Here is a 14,580-nt window from a genome sequence, read left to right as displayed (position 1 = left end):
GAAACGACACCGGGCGGCCGCGAGGCCGCCCGGTTTTTTGTGGTCAACGAACAGGGCGCCGGCGACGCCGCGCGATGCTGCCGGCGTTCGTTCGCCTGGGCTCAGGCGGCCGTGTGCGTCGACGACGGGATCAACGTGCCTGGCAGCAGCAGTAATCCGCCTGCGCGACATCGCTCTCGTGCCAGGTGTTGCCGCGCGACCAGAAGCCGGCCACCACATCGTGGCCCAGGTAGAAGTCGCGATCGCGCATTGCCAGCGCGCCGATGTCGCCGATGCCGCTGGTGATCAGCGTGACGCCGGTGCCCCAACGCACCTGCTGGCGCAGCGGCACGCCGCTGTAGGTCGGAGCGTACTGCCGCCCGAACTGCTTGCACGCCGCCGCGCAGCTGTTGAAACGCCCTTCGTCGGCGGTGGTCGACGTGCGGCTGTACATGTAGTTTCGCCGCACCGCGCCGACCACGCCGGGCGGTGCCACGACTTCGTAGCCATCACTGGTGAAGGCGCCGGTGGCGAGGCTGAGGTAGGGGTGCTTGGCCAGGCAGTAGCCGGTCGCCGCAGCGGTGCTCGTGTCCGACCAGCCCGGCGGTGTGGCCAGCGTATTCGCGGAAACCAGCAGCGCTGCGATCATCAACATCCGAATCAACATCCGATTCAACATCCGTTTCATGTCGTTCTCCATGGCGCGCGCCTGCGCCAGCGCGACGCGCTTGCGTGGGTACAGGGTGTGCGGGCGCGATCCCGGCGGCGGGCCGCATGCCATCGCGCTGCATGCGTTCGTGGTCGAGGGCCCATCCTGTTAGACGTCGGTGATCGCTGCTGACGGCCAGCGAGGCGACGCACGGTTGCGGTGTCGGCGCGCGAAGGCCGGCGTCCGATCATCGAATGCGTCTGCAGTGTCCGCGCCGGTCGCACGCCGGCAGGCGAAGGCGATCGTTGCGCCTTACGCGTCCACGTCGTTGGCGCGATTGGCCGTCACGGCGGCGATCCGCGCGCGACGCATGCCTTCGCCGATTGCCGCGCCGGTGAGATTCGGCGACAGATCGCTGGCGCGAACGCGCATCGCCGCCGCGTGCGCAGCCAGCAAGGCGCGCGCCTGCGGGTAGTCGGCTGTGTCATTACCGCCGCGTCCGCGCTTGTCGGCTTCGCACACGCGTGCCAGCTGCGCGATCCGCTCGGGCTTGCGGAAGCCGTCGCAGCGACCGATCAGATCGACCACGGTCGACGCGCGAAGCTGATCGAAGCGGTGCACGTTGAGGTGCTCGATGCAGGCGATCCGCGCGAGTTGGTGGTGTTCGACTGGAACGCGCAGGCGCGTGCACAGCGCCTGCAGCGGCGCAATGCCTGCCTGCTCGTGGCCGATGTGTCCGGGCAGTACGTGCTCGGGCGTCAGCGCCTTGCCCAGGTCGTGAGTGAGTGCGGCGAAGCCGATCAGATCGTCGCCGGGCGCGAGTTGCGCGGCCATGTCGCAGACCATCTCGACGTGCACGCCGGTATCGACCTCAGGATGGAATTCGGCGCGTTGCGGCACGCCGTACAGCGCCTCCAGCTCGGGCAACACCGGGCCAAGCGCGTGGGCGTCGTGCAGGGTGCGCAGGAAGGCGGAGGGCCGCTCACTGGCGAGCGCGCGGCGCAGCTCCTGCCACACGCGCTCGGGCACCAGCTCCGACAGCTCGCCCGACGCGGCCATGCGCCGCATGAGTGCCATCGTCTCGTCGGCGACACGAAAACCCATCGGCGCAAAACGCGCCATGAAGCGGGCCGCGCGCAGCACACGCAACGGATCCTCCTCGAACGCCGGGCCGACGTGGCGCAGAAGCCGCGCTTCCAGGTCGCGCACGCCGCCGTGCGGATCGACCAGCACGCCGGGGCTGCCGTCGTCGTGGAGTTCCCGGGCGATCGCGTTGATCGTGAAATCGCGGCGGCCGAGATCTTCCTCGAGCGTCACCGACGGATCGGCGTCGACGACGAAGCCGCGATAGCCTCGTCCGGACTTGCGCTCGGTTCGCGCCAGTGCGTACTCCTCGCCCGTGTCCGGATGCAAGAACACGGGGAAGTCGCGACCAACGGGCTTGAACCCCGCTGCCTCCATCGCGGCCGGGTCCTGCCCGACCACGACGTAGTCGCGATCGCCGGGTTCTCGGCCAAGCAGGGAATCGCGGACGGCACCGCCGACGAGGTAGGTCTTCATGGCATCGATGGTGGACGGCGGCAGGTGAATGGCAGGGCGTGCAAAGCGGGAACAGGGTGTGCGGCGACGGCCTGTGTGCCGGCCGCCCGGGATCGCGGGTCGTGCACGGTTGCCGTGACCCGCCACCGACCGCCGTCAGCGCGGCGAGTTCTGCGCCAGCAGCGCGATGATGTCTTCCGCGCCGGAACTGCGGCCCAGGTGCCGGGTGATCGGCGCGGGCTGGCCCGACACCCACACGCGCAGTTCGGACTCCAGGTCGAAATGCCCGGCGGTCTCCAGCGAGAACATCACGATGCTGCGGTAGGGCAGGCTCAGGAACTCGGTCTTGCGACCGGTCACGCCCTGTTTGTCGACCAGGATCAGGCGTCGGTCGGTGAACACGATCAGGTCGCGGATCTCGCCGAACGCGCGCTGCACCGTCTCGCCAGGCGCGAGCAGCGGGGCGAAGTCGTCGCCGACCTTGTCGGTGGATTTTTCGCCGGCGTGGCCGAGCAGTGTGTCGAGCAGGCCCATCGCAATCTCCTTGGTCATCGAGTGCCGATCGCGTGGCGACCGTCGCTGTCGATTGTCGCCCATGCGCGCCGGACCTGCGTCGGTGCCCGCGCGGGCCCGCCGTGCGTGGGGCGGCGCTATCGCTCCGGAAGGATCTCGCCCAGGCGCGCCAGCACGTCGGTCGGTGTGATCTTCAACCGCGGCAGGCCGTTGTCGGCGCTGACCGAATCGAGCTGCAGCGCGCGCCAGTTGTCGCGGCTGATCGGTTTTCCGGGCAGGAACTCGCCGATGTTCGCCTGCAGCCGGCCGAGCGCGTTTGGCAGCGCCAGCACCAGCCGCGTGCGGCCGCGTGCGCGCGCGGTCGCCTTGACGATGTCCGACAGGCTCATCACCTGCGGACCCACCAGGTCGTAGCGCTTGCCGATCGTGGTGTCGTCGGCGAGGGCGCGCACGAAGGCCGCCGCGACGTCGTCGACCCAGACCGGCTGGAAGCGTGCGTCGGCGCGGCCGATCGGCAGTACCGGCAAGTGCCTGAGCAAGGCGTCGAACCGGCAGAACAGGCCGTCGCCGGGGCCGGCGATCACCGAGGGTCGGAACAGCGTCCAGTCCAGTGCGCTGCTGCGCACGCGTTGCTCGGCCTCGCCGCGCGCACGCAGGTAGTGGCTCTCGGCGGGACCTGCGTTGAGCGCGCTCATCTGCAGCAAGCGCCGTACGCCGGCGGCGCGCATGGCGGCGATCACCGCTTCGGTGATGCCGACGAACACCTGTTCGAATCCGCGCCCGTTGTCGCCGCGCTCGTTGAGGATGCCGGTCAGGTTGACCACGGCGTCGGCGTCGTCGAACGCACCGCGCAGGAAGCCCACATCGAGCGGATCGCCCTCGCGCAGGCTGGCCGCGCGCGACATCGCCGCACGCTTGGCGGGGTCACCGCCGCGGCTGAGCACGGTGACGCGATGGCCTGCGGCGAGCAGGTGCGGGACGAGATGGCGACCGACGAACCCGGTGCCGCCCAGGACCACGACGTGACCTGCGTGCATGCGCGTGTCCTCGCTCAGTTGGCCGCGGTGGCGGGGCAGATGAAGCGTTTGCGCGGTGCGTCCAGGCGCCCGCGCATGCGCTCGCTCAGCGTCAGCGCATCGCCATTGAGGCGCCAGTCGTAGACCACGCTGAATGCCAGCACGCGGGCGACGTAGTCGCGAGTCTCCTTGTAGCTGATCGTCTCGATCCAGAAATCCGGGTCCATGCCGGGACGCTGCGACTGCCAGCGTGCCAGCGGTGCGGGTCCGGCGTTGTAGCCGGCGAGCACCTGGTAAGGCTGGCCGCCGTACTGGTCGAGCAACTGTCGCAGGTAGGCCGTGCCGAGCACGATGTTGGTGTCGGCGTCGTACAGGCTGGCCGCGCCGCCCCACGGCAGGCCGAGACGGGCGGCAACCGCGGCGCCGGTGGCCGGCACCACCTGCATCAGGCCCATCGCGTTGGCGCCCGAGCGCGCGTTCGGATCGAACACGCTTTCGGCGCGGATCTCCGCGGCGACCCAGGCCGGGTCGAGGCGGTTGGTCGCCGCTTCACGGCGGATGGTGGCGTCGTGGTGCAGCGGAAAACGCAGACGGTAGTGGCGAAGGTCCTCGGGTGCCTTGCCCAGTCCGAACACGGCGCGATCGAACCAGCCGCTGGCCTGGGCGATGTCGACCGCGACACGCCGTTGATTGGCGTCCAGGCGCGAGATCATGTCGCTCCATTCGCGTACCGCCCAGCTGTTGCGACCAAGCTGGTGCAGCGCGATCGCGCGATCGAGCGAGGGATCGCGCGCCACGGCGGCAATCACCGTGCTGCCGGCATCGGTATCGAGCGGGCACAGCGCGTAGTCGGCGCGCACGCGGTCGGCGGCGAGAAAGCCGTGGAACTCGGGTTTGGTTGCCGCCAGGCGGTACAGGCGCGTGGCGGTGGCCTGGTCGCCGGTCTTCTCGGCCAGGCGCGCCTCGAAGTACTGCCAGCGCGAATCGCTGCGCTGCGGCTCGGGCATGGCGCGGATGGCCGTGAGCGCGGCGGCCCAGTCCGAACGCGCCATCGCTTCGCGTGCGCGCCACTCGTGGAGTTTGTCGTCGTAGCTGGCCGCAGGCACCGCATTGAGGCGGCGAGCGGAGTCTGGCTCGTACGAAGCCACCGTCCACAGTGCGATGGGGTACAGCACACGGCCGCGATCGGCTTCGTCGAAACCCAGTGCATCGGCGTAACGGGGCAACTGTGCCTCGGCGCTGGCCGGTGAATCCTTGGCCAGCTTCGCCAGGCCGTGCGAGGCGACCAGTCGGCTTCGCGCTGTCTTGGGCCAGTTCAGCGCCCGCGGATGCGGCGCGGCGATGAAGGCGGCGTAGTCCTCGGCCAGGGCCTGATCGGCGCTGGGCAGGCCGCGCGCGACACTGCGCATGACCGCCGGTTGCAGGGCCTGCGCGGCGCGGTCGAAACGTTCCCAGCGCAGCTCCGGCGTCAGCCCTCCCTGTGCGGCCAGTACCGCGATCGGCGCGTCGCAGCCGTCCGGGAGCGATTGGCCGTTGCCGCGCCAGATCGCCTGCACGTCGCTCGTCCACCGCGCGTCGGCGCGGCCCAGGACCTGGCGGGCGGTGAGTTCGGCGCAGCGCAGGCCGAGGTTGGCGCTGCTGGCCTCGGCCGGCGCTTGCCACGCGGTGGCGAAGGTCGTCCAGTCCTCCCGCCGCGCCAACGCCGCCAGCCAGGCATCGCGGAACACCGCGGCCACCGGCTGGCCGGCATAACGGCTGAGGAAGGCCTGTGCCTGGCTGGCCGGGACGGCGTCGATGTTGTGCCGCAGGGCGGCGTACTCGACCCAGCCCTGCAGCGGGTGGCGGACGATGTCGGCGTACTGGGCGGCGTCGTAGTCGCCGCGTTCGGCGGCGTCGAGCGCAAGCCGCACGCGCGGCAACAGCGCGTCCACGCGCGCAGGCGGCGCCGATCGCGTGGCGGCTGGAGCGGCGGCCGCGGCGGTGGCCATCGACGACGTCGATCCGACATCGGCGCAGGCGCTGGTGCCGAACAGGGTGATGAGTGCCGCGATGGCGATGCGAAGGGGGGGCGGAAGCATCGGCGGACTATAGCGCGCAGCGAATTTACGGATGGCGACCGAGCGCAGGAACTGGCGTTGCGAACGCATCCCGATCGATGCCTCGGCGCGCTCAGGCACAATCGAAGCGACATCGACGCACCCGTCTCACCCTTCCATCACTCGTCCCGACGGCCACCCATGCCCCTGACCTGGTTGCTCTTCCCCGTGCTCGGTGCCATCGCCGGCGTGCTCGCAGGCCTGCTGGGCGTCGGTGGTGGGTTGGTGCTGGTGGCGGCGCTGGCGTGGCTGCTGCCACTGCTGGGTGTGCCGCAGGAGGCGGCCATGCACGCCGCGCTCGCCAGCTCGCTGGCCAGCATCGTGATGACCGCGGCGGCATCGGCGCGCGCGCATGCCGGACGCGGCAGCGTGCTATGGCCGACCGTGGCGTGGATGGTGCCGGGCCTCCTGCTGGGTGGGTGGCTTGGCAGCGGCGTGGCGGTGAAGGTCGACGACGACGTGCTGCGTTACATCGTCGCCGGCTATTGCCTGGTGGCGGCCGCGCAATTGACCTTCAGCAAGTCGCGGCCATCGCTCGATGGCGTGCAGCCCACGCCGCAAGGGCCGCTGATGACCACGGCCGGGCTCGGCATCGGCGCACTGTCGGCCGTCGTCGGAATCGGCGGCGGCAGCATGACGGTGCCGTTGCTGGTCTGGCGCGGCGTGGTGCCGGTGCGGGCGGTGGGCACCTCGTCGGCGTGCGGCATCGCGATCGGCCTGGCCAGCGCGTTCGGCTATGCCCTCCATGCACCGCCCGGGGCGCTGCCCTCGCACGCGATCGGCTACGTCTACCTGCCCGCCGCGATCGGTGTGGCCTTGGCCTCGGTCGTGGCCGCGCCGTACGGCACGCGCCTGGCCCACCACCTGTCGGGCGACACGCTCAAGCGGGTCTTCGCGCTGTTCCTGGTCAGCGTTGGCGCCAGCCTGCTGATGGGCGCCTGATCCCAAAGCCCTCGACTGGCCAGCCAGCCCCGTCTCTCCCGGGGGTTTCGCTACCCGGCGGTGGGTACTTGCCGGGCATGCCGTCCGTCAATAGCCGACGGCCTTGGTGACTTTGCCGCTTGTGGCGGCTTCACGAATTGTTTACAACCTCGTGACGCCGTGGCCCGGGGGGTACGGTCGACAAACGCCATTTCGAACGTTCAGGGAGAGAGAAGTCGATGAAAGCGCTGCGCCGCCAGACATTGGCCAAGGCCATCCAGTTGTCCCTGTTGCTCACCTTGCCCGGCCTGGTAGCCGCGCAGGAAGCAACACCCGCAACCAGTGATACCAAGACGCTGGACACCATCCAGGTCACGGGTACGCGCATCAAGAAGGCCGAGATCGAAAGCCAGACCCCGGTTCAGACCCTGAGTCGTGCGGACATCGAGAAGACCGGCCTGACCTCCATCGGCGACATCGTCCAGGAACTGACGGGTTCGGGCTCGGCGCTCAACACCAAGTTCAACTCCTCGGGCAACTTCGGCTTCTCGCCCAACGGCGACGGTGTCGGCGCCGGCTCGGCCCAGGTCGACCTGCGCAACCTCGGTCCCAAGCGCGTCCTCGTGCTGGTCGACGGCATGCGCTGGGTCAACGAATCCTCCGCCTCGGGCGTGGGCGCGGCGACCGACCTCAACACCATCCCGCTGGCGCTGGTCGAGCGCATCGAGATCCTCGAAGACGGCGCGTCCTCGCTGTACGGCTCGGACGCGATCGCCGGCGTGGTCAACATCATCACCCGTCGCAACTTCGAAGGCGGTCAGATTTCGCTCAACCTCGGCGAGTACGGCGAAGGCGACGGCACCCTGACCGGCGTCGACCTGGGCTGGGGCAAGAACGGCGAGAACAGCAACTTCTTCGTCGGTGCCAGCTACGTCGAGCAGAAGAAGATCGAATCCAGGACCCGCGAGCAGTCGCGCTTTCCGATTCCGGGCACTGGCCTGACCTTCGGCAGCTCGGCGACCCCGGACGGCCGCTTCGTCATCACCGACCCCAACACCGGGCAGACGCTGAGCCTGGCGCCCAACGCCGGCGACAGTGACCCGACCTACGACCCGTCGCAGACCGGTTGCGCACGCACCGACAGCTACCACTGCTTCACCACGGCCGACCGGTTTGCGTTCTCCGAGTTCAACCTGCTGCTGACGCCGTCCAAGCGCATGGGCGTGTTCGGCCAGTTCCGCTACTTCTTCAACGACAACCTGCAGGGCTACGTGAAGGCCCTGGTCAACCGTCGCGAATCGACGAACCAGGCCGCACCCGAGCCGATCTTCCTGGGCGCCGACGCGGGCACCGGCAATCCGTTCGCCGACAACATCACGATCTCGGCCCTGAACCCGTACAACCCGTTCGGCTTCGACCTGGTCTCGGTTGACGATCCCAACACCCCGCAGAACGAAACCACGCTGGTCCTGCTGGCCCGCCGTCCGGTCGAAGGCGGCCCCCGTCGCTTCGAGCAGAAGGTCGACACCCAGTACATCGGCGCCGGCATCGAAGGCAGCTTCGGCAACGGCTGGTCGTGGGATGCCAACATCTCCAGCAGCCGCAACGAAGCCGAGCAGACCAACTACGGCAGCTACAACATCTTCAACATCGCCTTGGCGCTCGGCGATCCGGCCATCTGCGCGGCCACGCCCGGTTGCGTCCCGTTGAACCTGTTCGGCGGCCGCGGCTCGATCACCCCGGACATGCTGGCGTGGATCCAGCCGATCGTGCGCGATCGCAGCGAACAGAAGCTGCACCAGGTCACGGCCAACATCTCTGGCGACCTGTTCGACATGTGGGCCGGCCCGCTGTCGTTCGCGGCCGGCTACGAGTACCGCAAGTACGAAGGTTCGTACACGCCCGACCCGATCAACTACGTCGGAAACCCGCCGGTCAACCACTACAACGGCGTGCCGTCGCTGCCGACCTCGGGCGAGTACGACGTCAACGAAGCCTACGTCGAGTTCAACGTGCCGCTGATGCGCGATGGCGCCTTCGGCAAGAGCCTCGACCTGAGCCTGGCCGGCCGCTACTCGGACTACTCGACCTTCGGTGGCCAGTTCACGCCCAAGTACGGCCTGCGCTGGCAGGTGGCCGATGAGTTCCTGCTGCGCGCCACCTACGCCGAGGGCTTCCGTGCGCCGTCGATCGGCGAGTTGTTCGGTTCGGCCAGCCGCGCCGACCTGCAGATCGACGATCCCTGCCTGATCGGCCTGGACGGCTCGCCGGCGACCGGCAACGCTGCCAACTGCGCGGCGCTGGGCGTGCCGGTGGGTGCCGAGCAGACCAACGCGCAGATCTCCGTGACCACGGGCGGCAACCCCGACCTCGATCCGGAAACGGCCAAGAGCTTCACCGCCGGCATGGTGTTCAGCCCGGGCTTCGCCAACGATGTGTCCTGGTCGGATCGCCTCGACCTCGAGCTGACGTTCTACAAGCACGAGATCGAAGGCGCGGTGCAGGCCATCGACGCGCAGACCCAGCTCAACCTGTGCGTGCAGACGCTCGACCCCACCTACTGCAACGGCATCACCCGTTCGTCGGTCGGCGGCATCAACAGCTTCAACAACCGCCTGGTCAACCTCGGCACCATCCGCACCGATGGCTGGGACGCGGACGTGTTCTGGACGCTGCCGGAAAGCTCGATCGGCCAGTTCAAGGTCAGCTGGCAGAACACCTTCGTCACCAAGTACGAAGCGATCGGCGCGGCCGGCCAGGTCCAGCCGCGCACGGTGGGCGTGGAAGTCACCGACAGCGCGATCCCGGAGTGGACCTCCAACACCTCGATCGACTGGAAGCACGGCCCCTGGACCGCGGGCTGGACGATGCGTCACATCTCCGAGCTTGAGGAGCAGTGCGGCGATGCGGCGGCGTTCCCGGTGTGCAGCAACCCCGCCGAGGGCACCAACACGCTGGAGGCGATCACGTACCACGACCTCCAGGTGGGCTACAAGTTCGACTGGCTCAAGGGCCTGCAGCTGACCGCCGGTGCCAACAACATCTTCGACAAGGACCCGCCGATCTGCCTGTCGTGCTCGCTCAACGGCTACGACGCGTCGACCTACGACATCCCGGGCGGCCGCTACTTCTACGTGCGCGCGGACCTGCGCTTCTAAGAATGTGCCCGATGGTGTGATGGCGATGGCCCCGGGCTCCGGGGCCGTCGTGACCGACGCGGTGTTGCTGCCGCGCCAGGCAATGCGTCATCGACAACGGCCGGGGGCATCCCTCGGCCGTTGTTGTTTGTGGGACGAGCAGGACGAGGTAAGCCGCACAGCGTGGGCAGCCGAAAGCGTCGCCTGGCGAAGCGCGGGTGGAGGGACGTGGGGGAAGGTGTCGCGGGTCGCGGGTCGCGAGCCGTGGGCTGTGCGAAGCGGTACCTCGTCTGCTCCCGACGAGACGACCTCGCCGGTTGCGGCGCGCGCCGGGGTCAGCGCAGTGCTGCTTCCGGGACGTCCAGGTCGAGCGACAGCGCGAGGTGGTCGGAGAAGGCGGCCGGCAGCGCGCGCGCGTTCGAGCAGCGCAGGCCGTCGCCCACCAGGATGTGGTCGATCGCGCGCTGCGGACGCCAGCTGGGGAATGTCGGCACCGCGCATTCGGGGGGCTGCAGGCGCGTCTGGCGGAACAATGCCTGCATCTCGGGCCGGTCGACCGAGCAATTGAAATCGCCCATCAGCACCGCGTGCGGGTGGTCGTGCAGCAGTTCGGCGATGAAGGCCAGTTGCGAGGTGCGCGAGGCCGCGCCCAGCGAGAGGTGCGCGATGGCCACGGTCAGCGCGTCGTCGCCATCGCCAAAGCGCGCGATCAGCACGCCGCGACCGCTGATGCGGCCGGGCAGGGAATGGTCGATGACCTCGCGCGGCTCGAGCCGGCTGAGCAGTCCGTTCGCGCTGGAGGCGAACCCGCCGACACTGCGGTTGGGCTGGTGGCTCCAGTAGTCGAAGCCGCCGCGCTGGGCCAGGTAGTGGGTCTGGTTGGTGAAGCCCGAGCGCAGACTGCCCGGGTCGCTTTCGTTGAGGCCGACAATGTCGAAGTCGCCAGCCAGCTGGGCGATCGTGTCGAGGCTGCCGCGCTTGTTTCCGGCGGGCAACACGTGCGACCAGCTGCGCGCGACGTAGTCGTGGTAACCGCGCGTGCTCGAGCCGGCCTGGATGTTGGCGCTCAGCAGCCGTAGCCGCTGTGCCGCGAACGCCGTCGTGGTCATCCAGGCCGGACCGGGAGTGGCTCAGCCGCCGTTGGCGGGCGCCGCGGCGCTGGAGGCCGTGTCGGCGGGGGCGGCGGCCGGTGCCGGTGCGGTCGTCGCGTTTGCGGCGCGCTCGCGGGCGATCAGGTGCTCGGCGATGCGCAGGGCGTCATCCGGACCCTTGCCGATCACGCGGTACTTGCCGTTGATGATGATCGTCGGCGTGGCCTCGACACCGGTGCGCTGCAGGAACTGCGCGGCGCGCTTGAGCTTGGCGTCGACGGCAAAGCTCGACATGGTGCTCTGGAACTGCTTCGCGTCGGCGCCGTACTTGGCGTAGAAGCTGGCGATCTGCTCGTCGGTGACGCCCTGGATCGGCAGCGTGCGGTCGATGTGCACGGCGTTGAACATCGGGGTGTGGGTCTTGCGGAGCAGGCCCATCGATTCGGCGGTGTAGAACGCCTTCGCGTAGGGCAGCCAGTAGCCGCCGAAGGGCGCGGCGATGGGGGTGAACTTGACGTCAGCCGGCAGCTTGGCCTGCCACGCGTCGATCATCGGCTCGAACGTGGCGCAATGCGGGCAGGTGTAGCCGAACACCTCGACCACTTCGATCTGGCCCGAGCCAGGCTGGAACGGCTGGCCGCCGGCCACTTCGACGAAATCGGTGCCGACCACCGGCTCGGGACCGGTCGGCGGGACGATCGGACCCGGCGTCCGGGCGGCTTCGGGCTCGGCGGCCACGGGCGGGGCGGCCTCGGTGCCAGCGGCCGGAGCGGTTTCAGCGGTCGGTGCCGGCGAGGTGCCGTCGGCGACGGGCGTGCCGCTCTGCTGGGTGCAGGCGGACAGGGTCAGCAGGGCGAGGAGCAGGACGGACAGACGCGAGGTCATGGGTGGATCTCCGCAAGGGCGATGGGGGCAGCGTCACGCGATGGGCACGGACGCGACGAATCGGATCAAGGATACCGGCGCTCGCGCGCCGTGGTTCATCGTGCAGCGCGTTCGCGCGCGACCAGGTGATCGGCGATGCGTAGCGTGTCTTCGGGGCCTTTGCCGATCACGCGGTACTTGCCGTTGACGATCAGCGTCGGCGTGCCTTCGACGCCGCTGGCGGTGATGAAGTCGCGAGCGCGTTGCAGGGCCGCGGCGGTGGCGGGGGATTCCATCGTCGCCGCGAAACGCTTGGCCGGGACGCCGTAGGCGGCATAGAACCCGGCGATCTGCTCGGTGGACGCGTTCTGGATCGGCAGCGAGCGCTGATCGTGCAGGGCCGCGAACATCGCGACGTGACTGCGGGCGAGAACGCGGTGATGTTGCGCGGCGAAAAACGCCTTGGCGTACGGGGTCCAGTAGCCGCCAAACGGCGCCGCCACCGCGACGACATTGACGCTGGCCGGCTGACGCGCCTTCCACGCGCTGATCAGCGGTTCGAAATGGGCGCAATGCGGACAGGTGTAGCCGAACACCTCGACCACCTCGACCTTGCCGCGTACCGGGGCGTAAGGCGTGCCGCCCTCGATCACGACGTAGTCCACGCCTTCCACGGGCGGTGGGCCGGCCGGTGCTGCCGCGAACGCGGCCAGCGGCAACAGGGCGGACAGCAGGACGGCGAACAACGGCAACAGGCGCGACTTCATCGGGGCGACCTCGACAGGAGCGGAAGACGTGGGGCGTTGGGGGGCGGCGACATCATGCGACGGGCCGGGCGGAATGTGGCTCCGGTCGACGGCCCGGGGCACGGGACGCCGGTGCTGAAAAAAGAAACGCCGGCCGTAATGCGTGCGGCCGGCGTGAATGAACACAGGAGTTCAGGTTGTGACCGCCGCGAGCGGCGGAAGTTCACGCGTCCTTGGCAGCAGCCTCGGGCGCGGCTTCCGGGGCCGGAGCGGCCGGGGTCGCCGCCGGGGCAGGCGCCGCTGCCGGGGCGGCCGGCGCCGGCTTGGCGCCGGTGCTGGCGACGTCGTCGGCGCGCGGGTGCAGACCCTGCAGGTAGCTCGACAACGCGCGGATTTCCTCGTCGCTGAGCTGCTTGGTGACGGTGGCCATCACGTTGAACAGCTGCGGATCGGCCTGGGTGGTCGTGCCGACGCGGTATTCCTCGAGACGGCGCTGGGTGTAGGCCGCCTGCTGGCCGGCGATGGCCGGGTAGGCCGGGCCGGGGTTGCCGGCGCCGCCTGGGCCGTGGCAGGCCATGCAGGCCGGGATGCCGCGCGCCTGGTCACCGGCCAGGAACAGCTTCTGGCCAACCTCGAAGAACTTCATGTCCTTGTACGGGCCGCTGGTGATGACGGCATCGTCGGCAACGCCCGCGCCCGGCTTCTGGGTCGCGAAGTAGGCGCCGATGTCGCGCGCATCCTGGGCGCTGAGCGCGTCGGCGAACGGCTTCATGGCAGCTGCCATGCCGGTGTTGCGCTGGCCATTCTTGAACAGGGCAATCTGGTGGGCGACGTAGCGCTCGCTCTGGCCGGCCAGACGCGGGTACTGCGGGTCGGTCGGGTTGCCGTCGAGGCCGTGGCAAGCCGCGCAGGTGCCGGCCTTGGTCGCGCCGGCCTTGGCGTCGCCCCACACGGTCTTCTCCGGCGCCGTGGTGAGCGGGGCGGTTTCGACCGGAGCCTTGTCCGGGATCGGGGTGACCGTGGTCTGGGCAACGGCGACGGCGGCAGCCGCGAGGGCGGCGAGGCCGACAAGGCCGAGGACGCGGGCTTGGCGCATTAGCTGGGCTCCGAAACACTGGGGCGGCAGACCGCCACGCGGCCGCCGGAACCGCGGAATTATCGTCGCGGCCCGCAATCGGGTCAACGCGGCGTACATCCGGCCTTGGCGACAGGGCGTCGGACGGGCCGATTGGGCGGGCCGTCGGGGTCCTTCCGGGGGCGCCGAGCGCGGCGCGCGCCGCCTGTCCGGCCCGGGCGTGCGATCCTAGTGGCATGTCCAATCCCCTTGCTCGCGCCAAATACCTGCTGGCGGCCCACAACGCCAAGCAGCTTCCCGCCGATGGCGGCTTCGAGGTTGCGTTCGCCGGCCGCTCCAATGCCGGCAAGTCGACCGCACTCAACGCCATCTGCCACCAGAACGCCCTGGCCCGCGTCTCCAAGACCCCCGGCCGCACCCAGCAGCTGGTGTTCTTCGATATTCCCCCGCACACCGACAAGTACCTGGTCGACCTGCCCGGCTACGGCTACGCCAAGGTCCCCAAGGACCTGCAGGCCCACTGGCAGGCTTTCATCGACCAGTACTTCCGCACCCGGGAGGCCCTCAAGGGCCTGGTGGTGGTGATGGACATCCGCCATCCGCTGAAGGAATACGACCGCCAGATGCTGGGTTACGCGGTCAGCCGCGGCCTGCCCGCGCACGCGATCCTGACCAAGGCCGACAAGCTCGGCCGCGGCGCGCAGGGCAACGCGATGCTGGCAGTGCGCAAGGAGATGCAGGCCGAGTACCGCGACGCGGTCAGCGTGCAGGTGTTCTCCGGCGAGTCCAAGCAGGGTGTCGAAGAAGCACGCAAGGTCATCGGCGGCTGGCTGGAGCTCTAGTCGTGCCGATCGCGGGTCGTGTCACCGCGGTGGCGCGGCCTGCGCTGCCGTCAGGCGTGGCGTCGCAGTTCGGGCATCGCCCCGGCAATGCCGCTGCCCGATGCCAAGGCGT

12 protein-coding genes are annotated in these 14,580 nt (G+C 69.5%); 3 read left to right on the top strand and 9 right to left on the bottom strand.

Features of this window, described 5'->3' with window-relative positions:
* Window positions 1-130: 130 nt before the first annotated feature.
* The 5 genes from EER27_RS13360 to EER27_RS13340 form a co-directional block, all read right to left on the bottom strand.
* Window positions 131-667, bottom strand: coding sequence for a hypothetical protein (locus tag EER27_RS13360; RefSeq protein ID WP_148041030.1), 537 nt, complete (start codon window positions 665-667; stop codon window positions 131-133).
* A 273-nt stretch (window positions 668-940) separates the two neighbouring features.
* Entirely contained in the window at window positions 941-2,188 is a 1,248-nt protein-coding gene (locus EER27_RS13355) for a multifunctional CCA addition/repair protein (protein ID WP_123088619.1), read from the bottom strand.
* A gap of 135 nt (window positions 2,189-2,323) precedes the next feature.
* The gene (locus EER27_RS13350) at window positions 2,324-2,719 is read right to left on the bottom strand and encodes a PH domain-containing protein (protein ID WP_223807331.1); all 396 of its coding nucleotides are present in this window, start codon (window positions 2,717-2,719) and stop codon (window positions 2,324-2,326) included.
* 98 nt (window positions 2,720-2,817) lie between these two features.
* Entirely contained in the window at window positions 2,818-3,717 is a 900-nt protein-coding gene (locus EER27_RS13345) for a complex I NDUFA9 subunit family protein (RefSeq protein ID WP_123088618.1), read from the bottom strand.
* A gap of 14 nt (window positions 3,718-3,731) precedes the next feature.
* The gene (locus tag EER27_RS13340; RefSeq protein WP_123088663.1) at window positions 3,732-5,684 is read right to left on the bottom strand and encodes a lytic transglycosylase domain-containing protein; all 1,953 of its coding nucleotides are present in this window, start codon (window positions 5,682-5,684) and stop codon (window positions 3,732-3,734) included.
* Window positions 5,685-5,933: 249 nt separating this feature from the next.
* Between EER27_RS13340 and EER27_RS13335 the strand changes: the two genes are divergently transcribed.
* Both EER27_RS13335 and EER27_RS13330 read left to right on the top strand, forming a co-directional pair.
* Window positions 5,934-6,734 carry a sulfite exporter TauE/SafE family protein gene (locus tag EER27_RS13335; protein WP_123088617.1) on the top strand — a complete coding sequence of 267 codons (801 nt, stop codon included), beginning with the start codon at window positions 5,934-5,936 and terminating at the stop codon, window positions 6,732-6,734.
* Between the two features lie 218 nt (window positions 6,735-6,952).
* Window positions 6,953-9,871: a TonB-dependent receptor gene (locus tag EER27_RS13330; RefSeq protein ID WP_123088616.1), complete on the top strand. Its 2,919-nt coding sequence runs from the start codon at window positions 6,953-6,955 to the stop codon at window positions 9,869-9,871.
* Between the two features lie 314 nt (window positions 9,872-10,185).
* Here the strand turns inward: EER27_RS13330 and EER27_RS13325 are convergent, their stop codons facing one another.
* From EER27_RS13325 to EER27_RS13310, 4 genes are all read right to left on the bottom strand, one after another.
* A complete protein-coding gene (locus EER27_RS13325; protein WP_123088615.1) occupies window positions 10,186-10,959 on the bottom strand; it encodes an endonuclease/exonuclease/phosphatase family protein in 774 nt (257 codons plus the stop codon).
* A gap of 21 nt (window positions 10,960-10,980) precedes the next feature.
* Window positions 10,981-11,826, bottom strand: coding sequence for a thiol:disulfide interchange protein DsbA/DsbL (locus EER27_RS13320; RefSeq protein ID WP_123088614.1), 846 nt, complete (start codon window positions 11,824-11,826; stop codon window positions 10,981-10,983).
* A 95-nt stretch (window positions 11,827-11,921) separates the two neighbouring features.
* Window positions 11,922-12,572 (bottom strand): thiol:disulfide interchange protein DsbA/DsbL, encoded by a 651-nt coding sequence (locus EER27_RS13315; protein ID WP_123088613.1) that lies wholly within the window; start codon window positions 12,570-12,572, stop codon window positions 11,922-11,924.
* Between the two features lie 202 nt (window positions 12,573-12,774).
* The gene (locus tag EER27_RS13310) at window positions 12,775-13,647 is read right to left on the bottom strand and encodes a c-type cytochrome (RefSeq protein ID WP_123088612.1); all 873 of its coding nucleotides are present in this window, start codon (window positions 13,645-13,647) and stop codon (window positions 12,775-12,777) included.
* A gap of 215 nt (window positions 13,648-13,862) precedes the next feature.
* Between EER27_RS13310 and yihA the strand changes: the two genes are divergently transcribed.
* Window positions 13,863-14,468 carry a ribosome biogenesis GTP-binding protein YihA/YsxC gene (gene yihA, locus EER27_RS13305; protein ID WP_123088611.1) on the top strand — a complete coding sequence of 202 codons (606 nt, stop codon included), beginning with the start codon at window positions 13,863-13,865 and terminating at the stop codon, window positions 14,466-14,468.
* Window positions 14,469-14,580 lie beyond the last annotated feature (112 nt).

It is taken from the genome of Montanilutibacter psychrotolerans, assembly GCF_003719825.1.
Classification (GTDB): domain Bacteria; phylum Pseudomonadota; class Gammaproteobacteria; order Xanthomonadales; family Xanthomonadaceae; genus Montanilutibacter; species Montanilutibacter psychrotolerans.
This window is presented reverse-complemented; position numbering and strand designations above follow the sequence as displayed.